The following is a 22,528-nucleotide window of genomic DNA, read 5'->3' as shown; positions in this document are numbered from 1 at the left end:
GCCACCGGCTCAAGACAGGACGCCCCGAAAAATCCCCGGCGCCTCCCGTACGCCCGGCGGACGGGTGATGCGGCCGGCTTGGCGTTCGTATTCGGCCTCGGCCCCGACGGTGTTGCGGCGGTAGATCAAAGCTTCGGCGATGTGGCGGCGCAGGACGACGTCGCACCCTTCCAGATCGGCGATGGTGCGGGCCAGGCGCAGGGTGCGGGTCCAGCCACGGGCGGTCAGGGCCCCGGCCTCGCCCGCGCGCATCAGCAACTCCCGCCCGGCCGGGTCAGGCGCGGCGATCTTGTCCAAGGTCTCGCCCGAGGCGCGGGCGTTCAGCCCTTCGAACGGCGGCAGGCCCAGGCGTTCGGCGCGATCGGCCTGCAGGGTGCGAGCGGCGCCGACGCGGGCGGCGGCCTCGGCCGTGCCCTCTGCCGGCGGGGGCAGGGCCATGTCGGCGGCGGTGACCGGCGGCGTTTCGATGGTCAGGTCGATGCGGTCGAACAGCGGGCCGGAAATGCGATTCTGATAGTCGCGCTGGCACCGGGGCGCCTTGCCGCAATGGCCCCGCCCCGCCCCGCCGATGCCGCAGCGGCAGGGGTTCATCGCCGCGATCAGCTGGAAGCGCGCGGGATAGCGAACGTGGGCGTTGGCCCGCGCCACCACGATCTCGCCCGTCTCCAGAGGTTGACGCAGACTGTCCAGCGCCTGGGCCGAGTATTCGGGCAGTTCGTCCAGAAACAGCACGCCGTTGTGGGCCAGCGACGCCTCGCCCGGCTTGGCGCGCAGGCCGCCGCCGGTCAGGGCCGCCATCGACGCCGAATGGTGCGGGCTGCGGAACGGCCGGTCGCGGGTCAGGCCGCCGCGCTCGATCAGGCCGGCCACCGACCACACCATCGAGGTCTCCAGCAACTCCTGCGGCGTCAGCGGCGGGAGCAGGCCTGGCAGCCGCTGGGCCATCATCGACTTGCCGGAGCCCGGCGGGCCGATGAACAGCAGATTATGTCCTCCGGCGGCGGCGATCTCCAGCGCCCGCTTGGCGCTCTCCTGGCCCTTGACCTCTCGCAGGTCCGGTCCGCCCGCCCCCGCCTTCGCCGGCCCCGGCTCGGGCGGGCGCAGCACCTGCGTGCCCTTGAAGTGGTTGACCAGTCCGATCAGCGAACGGGGCGCCAGGATGCGCGCGCCGCCCGCCCAGGCGGCCTCGGGCCCATTGGCTTCGGGACAGATCAGACCCAGCCCCATGGCGTCGGCCGCGACCGCCGCCGGCAAGGTGCCGCCGACGGCGGCGATCTGGCCGTCCAGTCCCAGCTCGCCCAGCGCCGCCCAGCCGTCCAGATCGTTGGGCCCGATCACGCCCATGGCCGCCATCAGGGCCAGGGCGATCGGCAGGTCGAAGTGGCTGCCCTCCTTGGGCAGGTCGGCCGGCGCCAGATTGGCGATGATCCGCTTGGGCGGCAGGGCCAGGCCAATGCCGGCGAAGGCGCCGCGCACGCGCTCCCGGCTCTCGGCCACCGCCTTGTCGGGCAAGCCGACCAGGGTGAACGTCGTCTGCCCGGCCGAGCCGATCAGCTGGACCTCGACGTCCACCCGCCGCGCCTCGACCCCGTCGAACGCCACCGTCACGACCCGAGCGACCATGTTCGCCTCCACCTGCCAGAGGAGAACGAACCATGAACTCAATCAGATTGCAAGCCGGTCGCTATGCAACCCTGGACTCGATCACGTCCCACATGGCGGCGCTGGCGTCGATGCCGGTGAACCGCTTCAGCTGCTGGGCGCCGGTGGGGGAGGTGACGTTGATCTCGGTCAGGTAGTCGCCGATCACGTCGATGCCGACGAAGATCAGGCCGCGTTCCTTCAGCACCCCACCGATGGCGGCGCAGATCTCCAAATCGCGCGGTGTCAGCTCGACCGGCGCGGCTACGCCCCCGACGTGCAGGTTAGAGCGCACCTGCCCCGCCTGGGGGATGCGGTTGATGGCGCCGATCGGATGCCCGTCGATCAAGAGGATGCGCTTGTCGCCCTTCGTCACCGCCGGGATGAATTTCTGGATCACCAGCGGATCGCGCGAGGCGGCGGCGTGAATCTCGATCAGGGCGTCCAGGTTCGGATCGTCGGCCCGCAGCTTGACCACGCCGGAACCGCCGTTGCCGTGCAGGGGCTTCAGCACCACGTCGCCGTGCCGGCGGTGGAAGTCGCTCAGGGCCACGGGATCGGCGCTGATCATGGTCGGCGGCTGCAGGCCTCGGAACGTGGTCGCCAGCAGTTTTTCCGGCGCCGAGCGCACCTGCGCCGGGTCGTTCACCACCAGGGTGCCGGGATGGATCATCTCCAGCAGATAAGTGGCCGTGACATAGGCCATGTCGAACGGCGGATCCTGGCGCATCAGGACCACGTCGACGTCGTCATGCAGGTCAAGTCGCGTCCAGTCGCCGTAGGCGACGTGATCACCGGCGACGGGCTTCAGCGTGATCGGCCGGGCGCGGCAGGAGACGCGGCCGTCCTCCAGCGCCAGGGTCTTCACGTCATAGACCCAGAGCCGGTGCCCCCGATCCTGCGCCGTCATCATCATCTGCCAACTGGTATCGACCTCGATGTCGATGCCGTCGATCGGGTCCATCTGGATGGCGACTTTCAACATCAAGGGCCTCGCTGCTCGAGCGCGGTCGCGCCTTGGCTTCAAGTAACGCTTAGCGGGCGTAGCTCAAGCCTTTCCTCCCCATTCTTCATGGGGAGGGGGACCGCTTGCGGTGGAGGGGCTGCTTCAGGCGCGGCGCTTGGGATCGCCCCTCCGTCACGCTTCGCGCGCCACCTCCCATCGCAGATGGGGAGGAGAAAGAAGGGTCAGTTCAGCCGCATCCGCACGCGATCGAAGGTCGTCATGCGGCGGGCCTCGGCCGGGCCGTCTAGGCTACGGGCGCGGCTGAGGGCGTCCAGAGCGCCGGTCAGGGCGCCCTGCCTCTCGCGGGCGGCGGCGACGTCCAGCCAGGGGCGGTGATCGTCGGGGTCCAGCAGGGCGCGGCGCAGGGCCGAGCGTTCGGCGCCCTCGTAGTCCGAGGCCTTCAGCGCCCGGCTGAACAGCACGTTCTGCAACCGGATCAGGGCCTGACGGTCGGTGACGGGGGCCATCAGCAGGTCCAGCCGGTCGGCCACATGCGGCGTCAGCCCGGCCCGCAGCGCCCGCCGCGTCAGCTCGCTGGGCAGCACCAGCCGTCCCTGGCTGAACGGATCCAGCGCCACCGGCCCCTCGCTCGTCTCGACCCGCAGCAGGAAGTGGCCGGGGAAATCGACGCCCTTGGCCTCGACCCCCGCCAATCGCGCGGCATGTAGATAGAAGACGGCCAGCGCCGCGGACAGGCCGCGCCGCCGGTCCGCCACGTCGATGACGTCGGTGTTGGCCGGACTGTCGTAGGTGATCAGGTCGCCGTTGAGGCGCAGGTCCGCCGACAGGGTCTCGGCCAGCGCGTCGTCCGGGCCTTCGCCGCCGATCCGTTCCTTCAGCCGCTCGACCGCATTGGCGGCCAGCAGGCGCGCCGGCTCGGGATCGCGGAACGGATAGTCGTGGATGGCGCAGGCGATGGCGGCCTCCAGCAACGGGAAGGCGTCATCGTCCCCGGCGCCGGCCTCGGCCAGAATCGCTTCGGCGTCCTCGCGTGTCATGACCCCCCGGTCCTGTGGCTTTAGGCCCCGTCGCTTCCGACCCCTCGAATGTGCCGTGGAAATCGCCGGGGGGCCAGCGCCACCATATCGATGCGCAACTGCAGGTTCTTGAGAGACTGGCGACCGCGCTGCACGGCCTGTCCGGCGGCGATCAGGCGTTGAAGCTGCGCCGGAGCCAGCGCCTGCCCCGCGGCCGCCAAATCCGCGCGGTGCTTGACTTCCACGACCACCAGCCAGCGTCCACGCCGCGCCAGAATGTCGATTTCGCCGGCCCGGCTGGGCAAACGGAAGGCCAGGATCTGATAGCCTTTCGCCATCAGAAACAGGGCCGCGAGCCATTCCGCGCCGTGGCCCCGGCGCCACGATCGACCACCGATCGTACGGCGGTCCTCGCGGCCAAGCTTCGTCATGCGCCCTTCAAGGCCGAATTCTTGAGATCCAGCGCGCGTCGATAGAGGTCCTTGCGCTTCAGCCCCAGCGCCTGGGCCACCTCGGACGCCGCCTCGCCCGGCGGCAGGCGCGTCAGGGCTTCGGTCAGGGCCGTGTCGGCGTCCTCGGCAGAGGCGAGTTCGCCTTCGGGCGGAGCGATGACGACGACGATCTCGCCCTTCGGCGACTGGCAGCGCGGATCGACGGCCAGTTCGGCCAGCGTCCCCCGGATCGCCTCCTCGTAAAGCTTGGTCAGCTCGCGGCAGACGGCGGCCGGTCGCGGACCCAGCACGGCGGCCATGTCGGCCAGGCTGTCGGCCAGCCGCGGCCCGCTTTCGAACAGCACCAGGGTCTGGCGGCCGGGTCTCAGATCCTCCAGCCAGGTCTTGCGCGCCCCCGATTTGGCCGGCGCGAACCCGGCGAAAGTGATCCGGTCGGCCGGCAGGCCCGCCAGCACCACCGCCGCCAGCAGGCTGGACGCCCCGGGGATCGGATGCACCGGATGGCCGGCCGCCAGCGCCGCGCGCGCTACCACATAGCCCGGATCGCTGATCATCGGCGTGCCGGCGTCGGACACCAGCGCCACCACCTGCCCCTCGGCCAGCCGTTCCAGCGCGATCCCGGACGCCCGCTCCGAGGCATGGTCGTCGCACCGCTCCAGCGGCCGTTTCAGGCCATAGGCGCTCAACAGCTTGCCGGTGACCCGCGTATCCTCGGCCAGCACCAGATCCGCCGCCGCCAGCACGTCCAGCGCCCTCAGCGTGATGTCCCGCAGGTTCCCGATGGGCGTCGCCACCAGATACAGGCCCGGCGACACGTGCCGCGCGGGTGGTGCGGCGGGCGGAAAGGGCGAAGGTTCAACCATCGCGCGACCGTGCCAGCCCGGATGAATCGGCTCAAGCGGCGGCAGGGCTCAGCGGCCTATTGGGCGGCGGGCGGCTGGGCGCTCGGCGCGGCCTCGCCCTCGGCGGTGAAATAGCCGATGTGCGTGCCGAACTGGGCCAGAAGGCTGGTCCACAGCTGGGCGTAATCACCCAGCTGATCGACGCCCAGTTGCGGGAACAGGACCGCGTCGGACTGGACCGTGGCGACCTTTTCGCCCGTCGTCTCCGTGCCGAAGAAGGCCTTCAGGAAGCGCTGATCGCGGTTCCAGTCGTTGATCTTCTCGATCGTGATCTCGGGATTGCTGAAGAAGGCGCTGAACTGGATGTCGCCGCAGACGTCGGCGCGGCAGCTGTAGAAGAACAGCACCCAGGTCAGCCCGGCGTCCTGGACCGTCACATAGGCCTGGTCGCCAGACCGCTGCAGCGGCGAGACCTGTGCGCCCTTTGCGTTCAACCAGGTGACCATGTCGGCGATGGGCAGGCCGGGATGCGCGCCTTGGGCCACAGGCGCGGCGGGCGCAGGCGTCTGGGCCAGACCGGGGCTCGAGATCGCGAGGGCGGCGGTGAAGGCGGCGGCGGTCAGCAGGCGGCGCATGGTGTTCCCCTTTTGGAGAACGCTAGACTTCGCCGTGCGGCTTGGCCAGCCAGTCCTCGCTGGACATCTCGTTCAGCCGCGACACCGTACGCTCGAACTCGAAGGCTCCGATGCCGGCGGTGTACAGCGCCTCCGGCGGGGTTTCGGCCAGCGCGACCAGCCGTGTCTTGGCCTCGTACAGGGCGTCGATCAGGGTCACGAAGCGGCGCGCCTCGATATGACGGTCCGACTCCAGCGCCGGGACGCCCTCAAGAAACAGGGTGTGGAAGCGTTCGGCCACCGCCAGATAATCCTGCGGCCCCAGCGGCGCACCGCATAGCTGGGCGAAGCTGGCGCGCGCCATGCCGCCGACCGTGCGCTCCAGCTCGACCTCGCGCCCCAGCACGCTCAGCGTGGCCGGCGTCTCGTGGACGTCGCCCTTCAGGTCGCGCCATAGCCGGTCAAAGGCGGCCCGGCAGCCCGCGTCGTCCGGTGAGAACCAGACCTTGGCGGCCCTGATCCGGTCCAGCCGCCAGTCGTGGGCGCCGGCCGTCTGGATCACCTCGCAGCGGCGACGGATGATGTCGATGAAGGGGACGAACAGCTCGCGATTGACCCCGTTCTTGTAGAGCTCGCCCGGCTCGCGGTTCGACGTGACGGCCAGCACCACCTTGTGCTCGAACAGCGCCTCGAACAGCCGGCCCAGGATCAGGGCGTCGCCGATGTCGGTGACCTGCAGCTCGTCGAAGCACAGCAGCCGCGCCTCGCGCGCGATCAGGGCCGCGACCGGGGCGATGGGATCGTCGCCCTTATGGGTCCCGAACACGGCCTTGCGCGCCTTAGCGTCGCCCTCGCGCCATTGCCGGATCAGGCCGTGCACCCGCGCCATGAAGGCGTGGAAATGGGCGCGCATCTTCCTCGGCTCGGGCGAGCAGGCGAAGAACAGGTCCATGACCATGGACTTGCCCCGTCCCGGCGGACCCCAGAGGTAGACGCCCTGGACCTCCGACACGCCGCCGAACAGGCCTTTCTTGCCCAGGTCCTTCTCCAGCCGCGACAGGGCCTCGACGGCGGCCAGCTGACCGGGGTCCGCCTGGATGGTCCCCTCGCGCAGGCGTTGGTCGTAGGCGCGGCGCAGGCGTGTCGGCATCCCAGCCATCTAGCCGCCCGGGCGCCGGATGAGAAGCGAAGCGCCCCTATCAGGCGATGTTAGGCGAAACCGCAGCCGCCGGCCGGAATGGCCATTGCTTAGCCGTAGTGAGGCTCTAAATGCTCGTCGCCCCGCCAGGGCGGCGGGGAAACTAAGGAATATCGCAATGGGCTATCGCGTCGCTGTCGTAGGCGCCACCGGCAATGTCGGCCGGGAGATGATGAACATCCTCGAGGAACTGAACTTCCCCGTGGACAAGATTCACGCGCTGGCCTCGCGAAAATCCCGTGGCGTCGAGGTCGCCTGGGGCGACAAGACCATCAAGTGCGAGGACATGGAGACGTTCGACTTCTCGACCGTCGACATCGTGCTGATGAGCGCCGGCGGTTCAGTGTCCAAGGAATGGTCCGAGAAGATCGGCAAGGCCGGTCCCATCGTCATCGACAACTCCTCGGCCTTCCGCATGGATGACGACGTGCCGCTGATCGTGCCGGAGGTGAACCCCGACGCGATCAAGCTGGCGACCAAGAAGAACATCATCGCCAACCCCAACTGCTCGACGATCCAGCTGGTGACCGCGCTGCGGCCTCTGCATGACGCGGCCAAGATCAAGCGGGTGGTGGTCTCGACCTATCAGTCGGTGTCCGGCGCCGGCAAGGAAGGCATGGACGAGCTGTGGAACCAGACCAAGGCCATCTACGGCCTGGGCGACGCTACGCCGAAGAAATTCCCCAAGCAGATCGCCTTCAACGTCATCCCATTCATCGGCGCGTTCAACGAGGACGGCTACACCGACGAAGAGACCAAGATGTGGAAGGAGACGCACAAGATGCTGGATCCGAACATCAAGCTGACGGTCACCTGCGTTCGCGTGCCGGTCTTCGTCGGCCACTCCGAAGCCGTGACGGTCGAGTTCGATCGTCCCATCAGCCCGGACGAAGCCCGCTCGATCCTGCGCGAGGCGCCGGGCGTGCAGGTGATCGATAAGCAGGAGCACGACGGCTACGTCACGCCGGTCGACGCGGCCGGCGAGCACGCCGTCTATGTCTCGCGCATCCGCAAGGACCATACGGTCGAAAACGGCCTGGCCTTCTGGGTGGTGTCCGACAACCTGCGCAAGGGCGCGGCCCTGAACGCGGTCCAGATCGCCCAGCTGCTGGACGAGACCGGCATGATCAAGACCGCCAGCGGCTATCGCTCCATCGCGGTCTAAAAGCTTCCTTCTCCCCTCCGGGGGAGAAGGTGGCGGACGAAGTCCGTCGGATGAGGGGGCGCTTTCAGCGAACTCATCCGACGGCTTCGATAAGATCGACCGTCCCCTCATCCGTCATGCTCCGCATGCCACCTTCTCCCCCAAGGGGAGAAGGAAGAGGCCGTCCCCATGACCACGCCGCCAGACAACGCCCGCGCCGCCCTCCTCTCGGCGGTCGGCTGCTATGTGCTCTGGGGCCTGATGCCGCTGCTCTTCATGGGCGAGGCGGCGGCGGGCTTCTCCGCCTATGAGATCCTGGCCCACCGGGCGCTGTGGTCGGCGCCGGTGGCGCTGGCCCTGGTGCTGCTGGCCGGCCAGTGGGCGCAGGTCCGCGTCCTGCTGACCCAGCCCAAGGCCCTGGCCTGGCTGGCGCTGTCGGCCATGCTGATCGCCACCAACTGGAGCCTCTACGTCCTGGCCGTGACCCATCACGCCACGCTGGAGGCCAGCCTCGGCTACTACATCAACCCCCTGCTCAACATGGTGCTGGGGCTGTGGCTCTTCCGCGAGAAGATCGACCGCTGGGGCTGGGTCGCCATCGGCTTGGCCGCCGTGGGCGTGCTGATCCAGGCGCTGGCGCTGGGTCGGCCGCCGTGGATCTCGCTGCTGCTGGCCGTCAGCTTCGGCGCCTATGGCGTGATCCGCAAGCGGGTGGCGGCCGAGGCCTTGCCGGGGTTGCTGATGGAATGCCTGCTGCTGGCGCCCATCGGCCTGGGCTACGTCATCTGGCTGCATGGCTCGGGCGGCGATCACGGTCTGACAGGCATGAGCGGCTGGCTGTGGGCTCTGTCCAACGGTCCGGCGACGGTGCTGCCCTTGGCCTTGTTCGCCTGGTCGGCGCGGCGGCTGCCCCTGTCGACCATAGGCTTCATCCAGTTCCTGGCCCCGACGCTGCAGTTCGCCGTCGGCGTCGCGACCGGCGAGCCGCTGACGACGATGCGGATCGTCTCCTTCGGCTTCATCTGGCTGGGCGCCGGGGTCTTCCTCTGGGCCGCCTGGCGCAAGTCGGTGGCCGCGCGCGAGGCGCTGGAAGAGCAGGCGGCGCCCGTCTAGGCGGTGACGCGGGCGGGCGAGAGTGTTAAGGGCGCCGCCATCCCCGCCCCCCGCCTGATCCGGACGCTCCCCATGCCCGCCGCCCCCGACTTTCCGCCCGCCCCCGACCGGGTGAAACCCGTCCGCGCCCTGATCTCTCTCAGCGACAAGGCGGGGCTGGAGGATGCGGCGCGCACCCTGGCCGATCTGGGCGTCGAGCTGGTCTCCACCGGCGGCACCAAGGCCGCGATCGAGAAACTGGGCCTGCCGGTCAAGGACGTGGCCGATCTGACCGGCTTCCCCGAGATGATGGACGGCCGGGTCAAGACCTTGCACCCCGTCGTCCACGGCGGCCTGCTGGGCGTGCGCAACGCCCCGACCCACGCCGAGGCCATGACCACCCACGGCATCGGCGCCATCGATATCGTCTGGATCGACCTCTATCCGTTTGAATCCACGGTTGATGCAGGCGGCGGCTTCGAGGCCGCCATCGAGAACATCGACATCGGTGGCCCGGCCATGATCCGCTCGGGCAGCAAGAACCACGGACATGTCGCGGTCGCCGTCGACGGGATTAGCATCGGCCTGATCCTGGAGGCGCTGAAGGCCGAGGGTTCGACCGACCTGGCCCTGCGCAAGCGTCTCGCCGCCCGCGCCTTCGCTCGCACCGCCGCCTATGACGCCGCCGTCTCGGGCTGGTTCGCGGGCCAGATCGAGGACGCCGCCCCGGCCCGCAAATCCATCGCCGGATCGCTGGCCCAGACCCTGCGCTATGGCGAAAACCCGCACCAGACGGGCGCCTTCTACCGCACCGGCGAGCGCCGTCCGGGCGTCGCCTACGCCCAGCAGATTCAGGGCAAGGAGCTGGGCTACAACAACATCGCCGACGCCGACGCCGCCTATGAGCTGGTCGCCGAGTTCGAACAGCCCGCCGTCGTCATCGTCAAACACGCCAACCCCTGCGGCGTCGCGGTCGGCAAGGATCTGTCGGAAGCCTACGCGCGCGCCCTGCAATGCGACGCCGTCTCGGCCTTCGGCGGCGTCATCGCCGTCAACCGCCCGCTGAACGGCGACGACGCGCGCGCCATCACCGGCATCTTCACCGAAGTCGTCATCGCGCCCGGCGCCGACGACGAGGCCAAAGAGGTCTTCGCGGCCAAGAAGAACCTGCGCCTGCTGATCACCGACGGCCTGCCCGATCCGCACGGCGCAGGCGAGGTGTTCCGCAGCGTGGCCGGCGGCTTCCTGATCCAGTCGCGCGACCGCAGCCTGATCAAGCCGTCGGACCTGAAGATCGTCACGCGTCGCCAGCCGACCCCGACCGAGATCGCGGACATGCTGTTCGCCTTCACCGTGGCCAAGCACGTTAAGTCCAACGCCATCGTCTACGCCAAGGACGGCCAGACCGCCGGCATCGGCGCCGGCCAGATGAACCGCCGCGATAGCGCCCGCATCGCCGCCATCCGCGCCAAGGAAGCCGGAGAGGCCAAGGGTCTGGCCCGGTCCCTGGCCGAGGGCTCGGCCTGCGCGTCCGAAGCCTTCTTCCCCTTCGCCGACGGCCTGCTGGAAGCGGTCGCGGCGGGCGCCACCTCGGTCATCCAGCCGGGCGGCTCGATGCGCGACGCCGAAGTCATCGCGGCGGCCGACGAAAAGGGCATCGCAATGGCCTTCACCGGCGTGCGGGTGTTCAGGCACTAACGAAGCGCGACGCTTCTCCCTCCCCTTCATGGGGAGGGAAGACGCCGAAGGCGGCGGGGTGGGGTCCGAATGGGCATCCATAGCGGTGCTCTGGACCTCCCCACCCGGGCTCCGCTTCGCGTCGCCGTCCCTCCCCATAAAGGGGAGGGAGATACGCTATGACTTCTCGACCGCCTCCGCCGCCGCATGGATGGCCGCCACGATGGCTTCCACCTGCGCCTCGCTCAGCGGCGTTTCCGCGGTCATCCTCCCGCGCAGCGCGCCCCGCAACCGATGGATCGCCTGTTCGACCGCCTCGGGCCGCATGCCGCGACCGCTGAAGCGGGCGGTGACCGCCTCGATGCCCGCCAAGGCCTCGGCGTTCTCCACCAGCAGACGACGCCCCTCGTCGGTGATGGAATACAGCTTCTTGCCGCCCTCGGCCTCGGATGACAGGGCGCCCATCTCCTCCAGCAGCGTCAGGGTCGGATAGATGACGCCGGGGCTGGGGCTGTAGGCGCCGCCCAGTTTCGTCTCGACCGCTTTGATCAGCTCATAGCCGTGGCTGGGCTTGTCGCCGATCAGCGACAGAAGCAGCCATTTCAGGGCGCCGTGACCGAACATCCGGCCGCCGCCGCCGCGCCGGCGATGCTCGCCCCGCGCCTCTCCGCCGAAGCCTCCGAACCCACCGCGCGGTCCGCCTCGCATCCCGCGCATGAAGCCGGGGAGGCCCCGGCGGGGGTGCTCGCGGCCGTGGCCGCCGTTTTCACAATGTCTCATCTCTTCTCTTTCGATATATCTAAACATCGCCGATCAGATATATCGGAATACATAAGGCGCAAGCCCGGTCCCGAAGTTTTTTGCTGCTCGCGCCTCGGCGACCGCTAAGCTGGCCGGATGGATACGCTGTCGCAGCGCTGGGCCCGGCTGGCCCCGCATGTCATCGAGGTCGGGCCAAGCGACGACCGGCCGCGCCCGGCCGCCCTTCTGTTCCACGGCTGCGGCGGCCTGCGCGCCCATCTGCCGCGTTATGCGGAGGCGGCCAAGGCCGTCGGCTGGCGCGCCTTCATCATCGATTCCTACGCCCCGCGTCGGTTCAGCCGCGCCTTCGCCTTGGGCGCCGTCTGCAGCGGCCTTGCCCTGCGCGGCCATGAACGAGCAGGAGACGTGCTGGCGACCATCGCGGGCGTCCCCGCCCGGCCGGACGTGGACGGATCGCGCCTGGCCCTGGCCGGCTGGTCGCACGGCGGCTGGTCGATCATGGAGGCCATGAGCGGCGATCCGGCCCGGCCGGGGGCCTTTGGCCTGTCGGACGCCGCCGCCTGCGACCTGAAGGGCGTCCGCGCGGCCTATCTGTCCTACGCCTATGTCGGCGCCTTCGCCTTCAACCGCATGCGACCCTGGCGGCACTGTCCCAAGGTTCTGGCCGTCACGGCCGAGCGCGACCACCTGACCACGGTGCGCAACGCCGAGCGGGTCAACGCCATGGTCCGCAACTGCGGCGCCGAGGTCGAGACCTGGACCGCGCCGGGCACCCACTCCTTCGACGAACCCATGAGCGTGCCGCCCATGCGGTTCGACGACGCCCTGACGCGCGAGGCGCTGAACCGCTTCGGCCGGCTTCTGGAGGACACGGCCGTCGCGCCGCGTCTCTGATCCGGACGGGCCTCAGCCCTCGACGACGATCTCGCCCCTCAGCGAGTTGGCGATGTAGCAGTGCGCGTGCGACCGGTGGTGCAGGTCCGCCAGCGCCTCGGCCGACGGCGCATCGCCCGACCAGTCGATCCGGGGCCGCAGGGTGATGCGCGTGATCGCCGTCCTGCCGCGATCGTCCGGCCCCATGATCCCGAGCGCCGCGTCGCGATAGCGGTCGACCACGAACCCCGCCTTGGCCGCGAAGGCCAGGAAGAACAGCATGTGACAGCTGCTGGCGGCGGCCACCAGGGCCTCCTCCGGGTCCACCGCCGCCGGGTCGCTCATGGGCACGGGCACGCTGGACGGCGCCGAGGAGCCCCGCACCACCGCCCCGCCGTCGAAGCGCCAGTCATGGGCGCGGGAGTAGCGGTTGTCGCCGAACGGCTGGTCGCCCCGGCGCCAGTCGATCCCAGCGGTGTACTCGCTCATCACGCGGCTCCTTCGGCCAGGATCGTATAGGTCATCGGCGCCCGCACCTCGAAGCCCATGCGGCGATAGAAGGCGATGCTGTCGGCGTGATCGGCGAAGGCGTGCAGAAACGCGCCATCGCCCGTGGCCAGGATTTCGTCCACGATGACGCGGGCGAGCGCAGCGGCGTAGCCCTTGCCGCGATGGTCCGGGTGAGTGCACAGGCCGCTCAGCTCGGTGAAGCCATTGACCCGCAACCGCCGCCCGCCCATGGCGACCAGCGCGCCGTCCCGCTTGATCCCGATGAAGGGCCCCAGCTCGCGCGTGCGCAGCCGGAACGGCCCCGGTTTGGTCAGGGTCGCCAGCGCCAGCATGGCCGGCCCGTCCGCCTCGGTCAGCACCTGATAGGCGACCTCGCGCCTGCCGGGCGTCAGCGCCGAACAGGCCATCTGCACCAGATCCACCTGCCGGGCGACCGGCACGGCGCGCGGCAGCACATCCGCCATCGACCCGTCCGACCTCTCCACCAGCCCCGCACCCGGATGCGCCAACGCCAGGGCGTCCATCGCCGCCAGGCTTTCCTCTGACCCATCGGCAGCGGCCAAGAACACTCCCACCTCCGGATCGATCCGCCGCCCCCGCGCGCCGGAATCCGCCGTCGTGAACCGGTTCAACCGCCCGCTCAGGGCGTTCCACACGGCGCGGTCCAGAGGGTGGGTCATGCGCGGCGGTCTAGCTTGGAAGGCCTCGCTACGAAATATGCTTGGATTGGACGGCCGACGGCCGCGATGAGCGCGACGCCCTAATGCAGCAAGAGAGAAACTCAGGCCGTAGCTTTGGCAGAGCTATGCGAATGGAGGTGGAGTTTGGCGAACAGAGATGACGTTGCCATTGCCTGGCGCCCGCTCCCGGATATTCCTCAGTTGCCCTGTGGAATTGAGCTGGACGCCGCGCCGGGATGGGTGGCCGTGCGCGCAGTCTACTCATTTTATGAAGGGGACCGCGACCTGATCGTGGAGCTGCGTGCTCCCGTGGTAGGCTTGTTCAATGAGGCAGGTTCGCCTCGCGTCTACTACCCACGGGATTATCCAAGACTTACTGACCCCAGATGGCCGCATCACCTCTGGCCGCTCATGAAAATAGAGCGATCCAGTTGGTTGTCGGAAAACCGGCCTCGGCTGTTTCAAGGTTTGGCTTATGAGCACATTCGGATTGTGTCGGACGACGGCGCATTCGATGCGATCATCGAAGGCCAGCCGGACAACGTACAATGGGTGACTGGGAAAGGATCGGAATTCTTCGTGCCTGCCTATCGCGCTGAGGGGTCTGGTTGGCGCGACGAGTAAAGGTCAACGGCTCCGAAGAAGCCATTTTACCCCCGCCAGAACCCCACGATCCGCTTCACCTCGTCCACCACCGGATCGGCGACGGCCGAGGCGCGCTCGGCGCCGTCCTTCAGCACGCGGTCGATCTCGGTCGTGTCATCCATCAGGCGGCGCATTTCGGCGGTCACGGGGGCCAGGGCCTGGACGGCCAGGTCGGCCAGCGCGGGCTTGAAGGCGCCGAAGCCCTGGCCGGCGAACTGTTCGGTGACCTGCTCGCGCGTCTGGTCCGACAGGGCGGCGTAGACGGCGATCAGGTTGCGCACCTCGGGCCGCTCGTCGAGCGCTTCACCCGGCGCGGGCATGACGCCCATGTCGGTCTTGGACTTGCGGATCTTGGCGGCGATGGCGTCCGCGTCGTCGGTCAGGTTGATGCGTGAGGCGTCCGACGGGTCGGACTTGCTCATCTTGGCCGAGCCGTCCCTCAGGCTCATGACCCGCGTGCCCGGACCCTGGATCACCGGCTCGGGCTGGGGGAAGAAGCCCGGAACGCCGAAATCGGTGTTGAACTTGGCGGCGATGTCGCGGGTCAGCTCCAGATGCTGCTTCTGGTCCTCGCCGACCGGCACCTCGGTCGCCTTGTAGAGCAGGATGTCGGCCGCCTGCAGCACCGGATAGGTGTAGAGGCCGACGCTGGCGCGCTCCTTGTGCTTGCCCGATTTCTCCTTGAACTGGGTCATCCGGTCCAGCCAGCCGAGGCGGGCGACGCAGTTGAAGATCCAGGCCAGATCGGCGTGGGCGCGCACGGCCGACTGCGGGAAGATGACGGTCTTGGCCGGGTCGAGGCCCGAGGCCAGATAGGCGGCGGCGATCTCGCGCGTCTGGGCGGTCAGGACGGCGGGGTCCTGCCAGACGGTGATGGCGTGCATGTCGGCCACGAAGACGAAGGTCGGCGCCTGGTCCTGCAGGGCCGTGAACCGCTTGAGCGCGCCCAGATAGTTGCCCAGATGCAGGGCGCCCGAGGCTTGGATGCCCGACAGGATGCGGCGGGGCCCGGCGTAGGCGGGGGGAGGGGCGTCTGTCATGCTTCAGTCTAGTCCAGGCTCGCAGGCGCGCCGGCGCCCGGCTCGCGTCTCAGGGCCGCGCGCAGGTCGGCGTGGGTGACCGCGCGGAAAAGCACGAGGCAGAGGCCATAGACAAGGGCGCCGGCGCCCACGACCACCAGAACCGCGATCTCCTTGGCCAGCAGCAGGCGGCTCAGCGTCTCGTAGTTCATCCCCGCGACCAGCAGGACGGCGGCCATGACGGCGCTGGCGCCCAGCACTCTCGACATGCGCGACAGGAAGCCGGCCGACGGTCGCCAGGCGTTCTCGCGCACCAGCGTCCCGGCCAGCAGGGCGACATTGACCCAGGCCGCCAGGCTGGTGGCGATGGCCAGGCCCAGCACCGGATCGATCCCGGCGCGGCGGAAGCCGAAGAACAGGCCGGTTCCGACCACCACGGTGATGACCACCGAGGTGATGGCGAACATCATCGGCCGGCGCGTGTCCTCCCGCGCGAAGAAGGGCGGGGTCAGCACCTTGGCCAGCACGAAGGCCGGCACGCCCCAGGCGAACTGGCGCAGGGCGTCGGCCGTGCGGGCCGCGTCCTGGCTGGTGAAAGCCCCGCGCGTCACCGTCGCGTCGATGATGAAGAAGGGGATGACGAACAGGGCCAGCGCCGCCGGCAGGGTGAAGGCCATGGCCAGGGCGATGCCGTCGTCCAGCGTCCGCCGACCCCCCTCGTGATCGCCGGATACGAAGGCCTTGGTCAGCCGCGGCACCAGGGCCAGGCCGATGGCCACGCCGACCAGACCCAGCGGCAGTTGATACAGGCGATCGGCGTTATACAGCACCGAGCGGGCGCCCTCGTCCGAGCCCGTCAGCACCTGGCTGACCAGGGAGTTCACCTGCATCGCACCGCCCGCCAGCGCACCAGGCACCGCCAGGGCCAGGGCCTTCTTCACATTGGGCGTCAGGCGCGGGATCGACAGGCGCAGGCGCACGCCCAGACGCCGCACGCCCCACCACAGCAGCCCCGCCTGCACGACGCCCGAGACGGTCACCGCCGCGCTGACGGCCAGCAGGATGTCCGGCTGGCTCATCGGGATCAGGGTGGGCGCCAGCAGCGGGACGAGCGTGCACAGGTTCAGCGCCACCGGCACGCCCGCCGACAGGGCGAACCGTCCGGCGGTGTTCAGCACGCCGGACAGCAGCGACGCGATGGTCATGCAGGCCAAATAGGGCATGGCCAGCTGGGTCGCGGTGATCGCCACGCTCATGACGCCGATGTCGTCGCGCCACGCCGACAGCAGCCACGGCATGATGACGGGCGTCAGCACCTGCATCAGGATGCAGAAACCGGCCACCACGGCGAACATGAAACTCAGCGCCTCGGACGCCGTGGCGGTGGCCGCTTCCTCACCCTCACGAGCCCGCACGCCGCCATAGACGGGCACGAAGGCCTGGGCGAAGGCGCCCTCGGCGAACAGGCGCCGGAACAGGTTGGGCAGCATCAGGGCCGTGGCCCAGGCGTCCATCATCGGCCCCTGACCGAAGTTCGCCGCCAGCGCCATGTCCCGCGCGAAACCGAGCACCCGACTGCCCAGCGTCAGGGTCGCTTGCACCAGGGTGTTACGGGCCAGGCTCATGAGGCCGCGATAGAGGGAAATGCAGGCGGACGCGAATGGATTTCTCCCTCCCCTTTATGGGGAGGGACAGCGGCGAAGCCGCAGGGTGGGGTTCGAAAGGGCATCCCGGCCGCGTTTCTAAACGTCTCCACCCGCGCTCGCCTTTGGCTCGCGGTCCCTCCCCATAAAGGGGAGGGAGAAAGGTCAGCTTCTTCCCCCCTTCGTCCGCCCCAGCTCCGACACGTCGCGCAAGCTTGCGCGCACCGCCTTGAAGCCCCTCGGCGAGGGCGGTTGCCCCTGGTCCAGAACCGTCTCCAGTTGATGCCGCAACCGATCCAGCCGCGGCCCCGGCTTCGGCTTCCGCCCTCGGCTGTCGGTCACATAAAAGCTGTCCACCGCCCGCTCGCCGAACCCGGCGACGTGGGCGGAGCGTATCGACAGGCCGTGGTCGGCCAGCACCCGCGCGACGTCGGCCAGCAGGCCGGGCCGGTCGCCGCCCGAGACCTCGATCACCGCCGCCTCGCCGCCGGTCTCGAAATCGATCATCACCGCCGGAGCCACCTCGAAGGCGGCGCGGCGGGAATTGGCCTTGGGGACGGCGGGCGGGGGGGGCAGGCGCTCGCCACGCGCCGCCTGCTCCAGCCGCTCCATCAGGGTCCACAGCCGGCGCGGCTCGGCCTCGCCATAAGCCGCCCCAGCCCCGTCCTGCACCTCGAAGATGTCCAGCGCCACGCCCTCGGCCGCCGTCACCGCGCGCGCGCCCACGACGTCGGCGCCCGCCTCGGCCAGGGTCGCGGCCAGATCGGCGAACAGGCGCGGCCGGTCCGGCGCCGCGACGGCGATATGGGCCGCGCCCGATGTGATGTCGCCGCCACTGCCTTGCGGGTTCAGCACCTCCACAGCCGCCGCCCCCGCCCGCGCCCGCGCCACCAGATCGGGATGGTCGGCCAGCGGGTCGGCGATGGCGACGTCCTCGCCCCGGAAATGCGCCTCGACCCGCTCATACAGATTGCGGATCAGCTGGCCCTTCCAGCTGTTCCACACCCCCGGCCCCACCGCCCGAATGTCCGCCACCGTCAGCACCAGCAGCAGCCGCAACCGCTCCGGGTCGCCGACCAGCTCCGCGAAGGCGCGCACCGTGGTCGGGTCCGACACGTCCCGCTTCTGGGCATAGTCCGACAGCGCCAGATGGTTGCGCACCAGCCAGACCACCAGCTCGGTCCTGCGCGGATCGACGCCCAGCCGGTCGCATGCCCGCCGCGCCGCGATGGCGCCGTCCTCCAGCTGTCCCCGCTCGCCGCCCTTGCCGACGTCGTGCAGGAACATGGCCAGCATCAGGGCCTCGAAATCGACGATCCGGTGCACGATGTCGGTCGACAGCGGGTGCTCGCCCTTCAGCTTGCCGCGCGCGATGTCGTTGATGACGCCGATGGCCTGCAGCGTGTGCTCGTCGACAGTATAGGCGTGGTACATGTTGAACTGGGTCTGGCCGACGATCCGCCCCCACTCGGGCAGGAACCGGCCCAGCAGACCTGTCTCGTTCATGATGGTCAGGACGCGGTACGGCCGCTGTCCGCGCGCCAGGACGTCCAGGAACGCCTGCGCCGCCGCCCGATCGCGCCGCAGCTTCGGCGTCACCAGCGCCAGCGACCGCGTCACCATCGAGAAGGCGTCCGGGTGCAGGTCCAGGTCGTGCCGGTCGGCGCAGACGAACAGGCTCAGCAGCTTGACCGGATCGGCATCGAACACCCCCAGGCCCGCGACCGACAGCCGCCCGGCGTCGACGTAGAAGCCCTCGACCTCCAGCGCCTTGCGACGGTTGGGGATCAGGCGCGACAGGCTCATGGCCCGCTTCTGCTGGCGCGCCTCCAGCTGGGCGCTGGCCGACCGGGTCAGGGCCCCGACGTCGCGCGCCACGATGAAGTACCGGCGCATGAACCGCTCCACCGCCGGCTCGTCGCCGCGCCCGCGCCAGCCCATCCGCCGCGCCATCTCGGCCTGGAAGTCAAAGGTCAGCTTCTCCTCGGCGCGCCCCGCCATCAGGTGCAGGTGCGCCCGCACCTTCCACAGGAAGTCGAAGGCCTCCTCGAACGTCCGCCGCTCCTTGGGCGTCAGCAGCTCCTCCAGCACCCGCGCGCCCAGGGGGCTGTCCGGGGCCAGCGACCGCGCGATCCAGAACAGGGCGTTCAGGTCGCGCAGGCCGCCCTTGCCGTCCTTGACGTTGGGCTCGACGCGATAGCGCACCACCCCCGCCTTGGCGTGGCGGGTATCCCGTTCCTCCAGCTTGGCGGCGATGAAGGGGCGCGGATCGGCCTTGGCCACCATCTGGCGAAAGGCCTGGATCATCTCCTCGGTCAGGGCCGCATCGCCCGCCAGCGGCCGCGCCTCCAGCAGCGCCGTCCGCACCGTCATGTCGGTCCTCGACAGGCTGAGGCATTCCTCGACCGAGCGCGTCGCCGCCCCGACCTTCAGGCCCAGGTCCCACAGGACATAGAGGATGAACTCGGTCACCTGCTCGCCGCGCGGCGTCGGCTTCCACGGCCGCAGCACCAGCAGATCTAGGTCCGAAAACGGCGCCAGCACGCCGCGGCCGTAGCCGCCCACCGCCACCAGCGAAAGCCGCTCGGCCTTGGTCGGATTGTGCGCGGGATATAGGATTTCGGTCGCGACCCGCCACAGGTCGTTCATCAGCCCGTCCGCCGCCCCGGAATAGAGCCGCGCCACCTCGACGCCGTCCATCCCGCCGTTCAGCTTGCGCTCGGGGCGCTCGCGCGCGGCGGCGTAGCGCTGGCCCAGCAGGGCGGCGACGGCGGCGCGCGGGTTCTTCGCAGCGGCGGCCTCGACCAGCTCGGCGTCGATGGCGTCCGGGTCGTGGATCGGCGGGGCGGTCACGGGAAGGGGTATAGGCCGCTTCGCAACCCTCTCCCAGAGGGAGAGGGCTTGAGGCTCCAAGAGCCGAAGGCGATTGGCCAAGCCGAAAGGGTGAGGGGTGGGCGGCCACCAGGAAAGGGCGGTCCCCTCACCCTTTCGGCCAAGACGCATCGCTTCGCTCTGCGGGCCTCAAGCCCTCTCCCTTTGGGAGAGGGATACCCGCTACTTGATCCCCTTCAGCCGGTAGAGCGCCTCCAGCGCCTCTCTCGGCGTCAGGTCGTCCGGCTCGATCCCGGCCAGCGCCACATCCACCGCCGATGGCCCGACCACCATCGCCGGGGCCTCCATCACCGCGAACAGCGGCAAGTCGTCCAGCCGCGCCTGCGCCGTCTTCTCGCTCTCCAGCCGCTCCAGCACGGACCGCGCGCGCGCCACCACGGCCGGCGGCACGCCCGCCAGCTTGGCGACCTGCACCCCATACGACCGATCCGCCGCACCCGGCCGGGCCTCGTGCAGGAAGACGAGGTCGCCGTTCCATTCCTTGGCCGCCATCGACAGGTTGCAGACGTGGTCCAGCCGTTCCTCCAGCCGCGCCAGCTCGTGATAGTGGGTGGCGAACATCGTCCGGGCGCGATTGGTCTCGTGCAGGGCCTCGGCGACGGCCCAGGCGATGGCCAGGCCGTCATAGGTGGCGGTGCCGCGCCCGATCTCGTCCAGCACCACGAACGACCGCTCGGTCGCCTGGGTCAGGATGGCGGCGGTCTCGACCATCTCCGTCATAAAGGTGGAGCGCCCGCGCGCCAGGTCGTCGCCGGCCCCGACCCGGCTGAACAGGCGGTCGACCACGCCCAGCCGCATGGCGCGCGCCGGAACGAAGGCCCCGGCCTGGGCCAGCACGACCAGCAGGGCGTTCTGGCGCAGATAGGTCGACTTGCCGGCCATGTTCGGCCCGGTGACCAGCGCCAGCCGCGCGCCGTCGGAGCCTTCGCCGTCCAGCCGCGCGTCGTTCGGCGTATAGGGCTGCCCCTGCCGCTTCACCGCCGCCTCGACCACCGGGTGGCGGCCGCCCTCGACGTGGAACTCCAGTCCGTCGTCGACCAGCGGGCGCACCGCCTGGACCTCCTCGGCCCATTCGGCCAGGGCGGCATGCGTGTCCAGATCGGCCAGCGCCTCGGCCATGGCCTGCAGCGGCTGGGCCTGCGCCTGCACCGCCGCCCGCCAGCCCTCGAAGGTCTCCAGCTCGATGGCGAGAGCCCGCTGGCCCGCCTGGCCGATCTTGGCGTCCAGCTCCGACAGCTCGACCGTCGTGAACCGCACCTGATTGGCCAGGGTCTGGCGGTGGATGAAAGGGCTGTCCGGCCCGGCCGCCATCAGGGGCTCGGCCGCCTTGGCGCTGGTCTCAAGGAAATAGCCCAGCACCGCATTGTGCCGCACCTTCAGCGCCACGCCGGATTGGGCGCAGGCCCGCGCCTCCAGCTCGGCCACCACCTTGCGGCTGTCGTCGCGCAGGGTCCGGGCCGCATCCAGCTCGGGCCGGCAGCCGGGGGCCACGAAGCCGCCGTCGCGCGCCAGATGCGGAACCTCCGCCGCCAGCCCCTCGGCCAGCGACTGGTGCAGCGCTCCGAGATCGGGGCTCAGCGCCAGACGGTCCAGCGCCCGCCCGATCAGGCGCGGCGGCCCGACCAGCGGGTCGTTCGCGACGAACAGTCCCGCCACCCCCTGCGCGCTCTCCATCGCGGCGCGCACGGCGGCCAGATCGCGCGGACCGCCCCGGCCCAGCGACAACCGCGCCACGCCCCGCGCCAGATCGGGCGCGGCCTTCAAGGCGTCCCGCAGGTCGCGCCGCCGATCTCGCTGGTCCAGCAGCCAGCCGACCGCGTCCAGCCGCGCATTGATCGCCTCGGGATCGCGCAGCGGCCGGGCGATCCGCTCGCCCAGCGCCCGGCACCCCGGCGCCGTCACCGTGCGGTCGATACAGGCGGCCAACGAGCCCTCGCGCTCGCCGCGCTGGGTCCGGTCGATCTCCAGGCTCAGGCGTGTCGCCGGGTCGATGGCCAGATAGCGCCCATCCGCCGAGCGGCGCGGCGGGCTCAGCGCCGGGATGCGGCCCGCCTGCGTCGTTTCCAGATAGGCGGCGATGAGGCCCAGGGCCGAAACCTCGGCCTCCTCGAAGGCGCCGAAGCCGTCCAGAGCCTTGACCGAATACAACCGCTCGACCCGCACCCGCGCCGCCGTCGGCTCGGCCAGGGCCTGTGGAATGGCCTGGACCACCCCGCCTGATCCATCCAGCGCGGCCCGCGCGTCGTCGTCCGAGAACAGCCGGTCGGGCACCAGAACCTCGGACGGGCGGAAACTGACCAGCGCCGAACCCAGATCGCCCAGATCGCAGGCCACGACATCGACCCGCCCGGACGACAGCTCGACCACCGCGATCCCGGCCCGCCCGCGCCGCACCGCCACGGCCGCCAGACGGTTGGCGCCGCGCGCATCCAGCAGACTGTCCTCGGTCAGGGTGCCGGGCGTCACCACCCGCACGATGTCGCGGCGGACAACGGCTTTGGATCCGCGTTTGCGCGCCTCGGACGGGTCCTCCATCTGCTCGCAGACGGCGACCTTGAAGCCGGCGCGGATCAGGCGCGCCAGATAGCCGTCCATGGCGTGGACCGGCACGCCGGCCATGGGAATGTCATTGCCCTGGTGCTTGCCACGCTTGGTCAGGGTGATGCCCAGGACGCCCGAGGCCTTCTCCGCATCCTCGAAGAACAGCTCGTAGAAGTCGCCCATGCGGAAGAAGACGATGGCGTCCGGCTGAGCGGCCTTGGCCGTCAGAAACTGCGCCATCACCGGCGTCACGCCCTCGGCGTCGATCTGCGGGGGATGGGTCACGGGCGCATTCATGGATTCGTTAACGGTGACGGATC

The 22,528-nt window shown here is 69.9% G+C and carries 19 protein-coding genes; 5 read left to right on the top strand and 14 right to left on the bottom strand.

The window, feature by feature from the left end; genetic code table 11:
• Positions 1 to 9 precede the first annotated feature (9 nt).
• From ASG17_RS01040 to zapE, 7 genes are all read right to left on the bottom strand, one after another.
• Positions 10 to 1,623 carry a YifB family Mg chelatase-like AAA ATPase gene (locus tag ASG17_RS01040; RefSeq protein ID WP_056098137.1) on the bottom strand — a complete coding sequence of 538 codons (1,614 nt, stop codon included), beginning with the start codon at positions 1,621 to 1,623 and terminating at the stop codon, positions 10 to 12.
• A 61-nt stretch (positions 1,624 to 1,684) separates the two neighbouring features.
• On the bottom strand, positions 1,685 to 2,629 hold the full coding sequence (gene gshB, locus ASG17_RS01035) for a glutathione synthase (RefSeq protein WP_056098136.1): 945 nt from the start codon (positions 2,627 to 2,629) through the stop codon (positions 1,685 to 1,687).
• 200 nt (positions 2,630 to 2,829) lie between these two features.
• Positions 2,830 to 3,645: a SirB1 family protein gene (locus ASG17_RS01030; RefSeq protein ID WP_056098134.1), complete on the bottom strand. Its 816-nt coding sequence runs from the start codon at positions 3,643 to 3,645 to the stop codon at positions 2,830 to 2,832.
• Positions 3,646 to 3,665: 20 nt separating this feature from the next.
• Complete coding sequence (locus tag ASG17_RS01025; RefSeq protein ID WP_056098132.1) at positions 3,666 to 4,055, bottom strand: YraN family protein; 390 nt, start codon at positions 4,053 to 4,055, stop codon at positions 3,666 to 3,668.
• Positions 4,052 to 4,939 carry a 16S rRNA (cytidine(1402)-2'-O)-methyltransferase gene (rsmI, locus tag ASG17_RS01020; protein ID WP_056098131.1) on the bottom strand — a complete coding sequence of 296 codons (888 nt, stop codon included), beginning with the start codon at positions 4,937 to 4,939 and terminating at the stop codon, positions 4,052 to 4,054. Before rsmI ends, ASG17_RS01025 begins: the two co-directional genes overlap by 4 nt.
• Positions 4,940 to 4,995: 56 nt before the next feature.
• On the bottom strand, positions 4,996 to 5,553 hold the full coding sequence (locus ASG17_RS01015; protein ID WP_056098129.1) for a YbjN domain-containing protein: 558 nt from the start codon (positions 5,551 to 5,553) through the stop codon (positions 4,996 to 4,998).
• A gap of 22 nt (positions 5,554 to 5,575) precedes the next feature.
• Positions 5,576 to 6,682, bottom strand: a complete 1,107-nt coding sequence (zapE, locus tag ASG17_RS01010; protein WP_056098127.1) for a cell division protein ZapE — start codon at positions 6,680 to 6,682, stop codon at positions 5,576 to 5,578.
• A 166-nt stretch (positions 6,683 to 6,848) separates the two neighbouring features.
• Between zapE and ASG17_RS01005 the strand changes: the two genes are divergently transcribed.
• The 3 genes from ASG17_RS01005 to purH all read left to right on the top strand — a co-directional run bounded on the left by ASG17_RS01005 (position 6,849) and on the right by purH (position 10,664).
• Positions 6,849 to 7,895 carry an aspartate-semialdehyde dehydrogenase gene (locus tag ASG17_RS01005; RefSeq protein WP_056098126.1) on the top strand — a complete coding sequence of 349 codons (1,047 nt, stop codon included), beginning with the start codon at positions 6,849 to 6,851 and terminating at the stop codon, positions 7,893 to 7,895.
• 168 nt (positions 7,896 to 8,063) lie between these two features.
• A complete protein-coding gene (gene rarD / locus ASG17_RS01000) occupies positions 8,064 to 8,987 on the top strand; it encodes an EamA family transporter RarD (protein WP_056098124.1) in 924 nt (307 codons plus the stop codon).
• Between the two features lie 72 nt (positions 8,988 to 9,059).
• Positions 9,060 to 10,664 carry a bifunctional phosphoribosylaminoimidazolecarboxamide formyltransferase/IMP cyclohydrolase gene (gene purH / locus ASG17_RS00995; RefSeq protein WP_056098123.1) on the top strand — a complete coding sequence of 535 codons (1,605 nt, stop codon included), beginning with the start codon at positions 9,060 to 9,062 and terminating at the stop codon, positions 10,662 to 10,664.
• 156 nt (positions 10,665 to 10,820) lie between these two features.
• Here purH and ASG17_RS00990 read toward each other — a convergent pair whose 3' ends face one another.
• Positions 10,821 to 11,423, bottom strand: a complete 603-nt coding sequence (locus tag ASG17_RS00990; protein WP_156367688.1) for a PadR family transcriptional regulator — start codon at positions 11,421 to 11,423, stop codon at positions 10,821 to 10,823.
• 117 nt (positions 11,424 to 11,540) lie between these two features.
• Between ASG17_RS00990 and ASG17_RS00985 the strand changes: the two genes are divergently transcribed.
• Positions 11,541 to 12,299: a dienelactone hydrolase family protein gene (locus tag ASG17_RS00985; protein WP_056098119.1), complete on the top strand. Its 759-nt coding sequence runs from the start codon at positions 11,541 to 11,543 to the stop codon at positions 12,297 to 12,299.
• Positions 12,300 to 12,311: 12 nt separating this feature from the next.
• On the opposite strand, the gene ASG17_RS00980 is transcribed toward ASG17_RS00985, so the two are convergent.
• Together ASG17_RS00980 and ASG17_RS00975 are read right to left on the bottom strand one after the other, a co-directional pair.
• A complete protein-coding gene (locus ASG17_RS00980) occupies positions 12,312 to 12,767 on the bottom strand; it encodes an OsmC family protein (protein ID WP_056098117.1) in 456 nt (151 codons plus the stop codon).
• Positions 12,767 to 13,468, bottom strand: coding sequence for a GNAT family N-acetyltransferase (locus ASG17_RS00975; RefSeq protein ID WP_056098115.1), 702 nt, complete (start codon positions 13,466 to 13,468; stop codon positions 12,767 to 12,769). The genes ASG17_RS00980 and ASG17_RS00975 overlap by 1 nt, the downstream gene beginning before the upstream one ends.
• 144 nt (positions 13,469 to 13,612) lie before the next feature.
• Here ASG17_RS00975 and ASG17_RS15350 point away from each other — a divergent pair, with 144 nt between their 5' ends.
• Complete coding sequence (locus tag ASG17_RS15350) at positions 13,613 to 14,092, top strand: hypothetical protein (protein WP_156367687.1); 480 nt, start codon at positions 13,613 to 13,615, stop codon at positions 14,090 to 14,092.
• Positions 14,093 to 14,118: 26 nt separating this feature from the next.
• On the opposite strand, the gene trpS is transcribed toward ASG17_RS15350, so the two are convergent.
• From trpS to mutS, 4 genes are all read right to left on the bottom strand, one after another.
• Positions 14,119 to 15,153 carry a tryptophan--tRNA ligase gene (gene trpS / locus ASG17_RS00970; RefSeq protein ID WP_056098113.1) on the bottom strand — a complete coding sequence of 345 codons (1,035 nt, stop codon included), beginning with the start codon at positions 15,151 to 15,153 and terminating at the stop codon, positions 14,119 to 14,121.
• A gap of 8 nt (positions 15,154 to 15,161) precedes the next feature.
• A complete protein-coding gene (gene murJ / locus ASG17_RS00965; RefSeq protein ID WP_056098111.1) occupies positions 15,162 to 16,757 on the bottom strand; it encodes a murein biosynthesis integral membrane protein MurJ in 1,596 nt (531 codons plus the stop codon).
• A 183-nt stretch (positions 16,758 to 16,940) separates the two neighbouring features.
• Positions 16,941 to 19,628 carry a [protein-PII] uridylyltransferase gene (glnD, locus tag ASG17_RS00960; RefSeq protein ID WP_056098109.1) on the bottom strand — a complete coding sequence of 896 codons (2,688 nt, stop codon included), beginning with the start codon at positions 19,626 to 19,628 and terminating at the stop codon, positions 16,941 to 16,943.
• Between the two features lie 201 nt (positions 19,629 to 19,829).
• Positions 19,830 to 22,505: a DNA mismatch repair protein MutS gene (gene mutS / locus ASG17_RS00955; protein WP_056098107.1), complete on the bottom strand. Its 2,676-nt coding sequence runs from the start codon at positions 22,503 to 22,505 to the stop codon at positions 19,830 to 19,832.
• Positions 22,506 to 22,528: the final 23 nt, after the last annotated feature.

The organism is Brevundimonas sp. Leaf363 (genome assembly GCF_001424025.1).
Classification (GTDB): domain Bacteria; phylum Pseudomonadota; class Alphaproteobacteria; order Caulobacterales; family Caulobacteraceae; genus Brevundimonas.
The sequence above is the reverse complement of the archived record's forward strand: the minus strand, read 5'-3'. Positions and strand labels throughout refer to the sequence as shown.

Bases quoted from the DNA above. Each gene is read 5' to 3' on its own strand.
- ASG17_RS01030 (WP_056098134.1), bottom strand. From the start codon at position 3,645: ATGACACGCGAGGACGCCGAAGCGATTCTGGCCGAGGCCGGCGCCGGG.
- ASG17_RS00990 (WP_156367688.1), bottom strand. From the start codon at position 11,423: ATGAGACATTGTGAAAACGGCGGCCACGGCCGCGAGCACCCCCGCCGG.
- murJ (WP_056098111.1), bottom strand. From the start codon at position 16,757: ATGAGCCTGGCCCGTAACACCCTGGTGCAAGCGACCCTGACGCTGGGC.
- rsmI (WP_056098131.1), bottom strand. From the start codon at position 4,939: ATGGTTGAACCTTCGCCCTTTCCGCCCGCCGCACCACCCGCGCGGCAC.
- trpS (WP_056098113.1), bottom strand. From the start codon at position 15,153: ATGACAGACGCCCCTCCCCCCGCCTACGCCGGGCCCCGCCGCATCCTG.
- zapE (WP_056098127.1), bottom strand. From the start codon at position 6,682: ATGCCGACACGCCTGCGCCGCGCCTACGACCAACGCCTGCGCGAGGGG.
- ASG17_RS01015 (WP_056098129.1), bottom strand. From the start codon at position 5,553: ATGCGCCGCCTGCTGACCGCCGCCGCCTTCACCGCCGCCCTCGCGATC.
- ASG17_RS00975 (WP_056098115.1), bottom strand. From the start codon at position 13,468: ATGACCCACCCTCTGGACCGCGCCGTGTGGAACGCCCTGAGCGGGCGG.
- ASG17_RS01040 (WP_056098137.1), bottom strand. From the start codon at position 1,623: ATGGTCGCTCGGGTCGTGACGGTGGCGTTCGACGGGGTCGAGGCGCGG.
- mutS (WP_056098107.1), bottom strand. From the start codon at position 22,505: ATGAATGCGCCCGTGACCCATCCCCCGCAGATCGACGCCGAGGGCGTG.
- rarD (WP_056098124.1), top strand. From the start codon at position 8,064: ATGACCACGCCGCCAGACAACGCCCGCGCCGCCCTCCTCTCGGCGGTC.
- ASG17_RS01025 (WP_056098132.1), bottom strand. From the start codon at position 4,055: ATGACGAAGCTTGGCCGCGAGGACCGCCGTACGATCGGTGGTCGATCG.
- ASG17_RS01005 (WP_056098126.1), top strand. From the start codon at position 6,849: ATGGGCTATCGCGTCGCTGTCGTAGGCGCCACCGGCAATGTCGGCCGG.
- ASG17_RS00985 (WP_056098119.1), top strand. From the start codon at position 11,541: ATGGATACGCTGTCGCAGCGCTGGGCCCGGCTGGCCCCGCATGTCATC.
- ASG17_RS00980 (WP_056098117.1), bottom strand. From the start codon at position 12,767: ATGAGCGAGTACACCGCTGGGATCGACTGGCGCCGGGGCGACCAGCCG.
- purH (WP_056098123.1), top strand. From the start codon at position 9,060: ATGCCCGCCGCCCCCGACTTTCCGCCCGCCCCCGACCGGGTGAAACCC.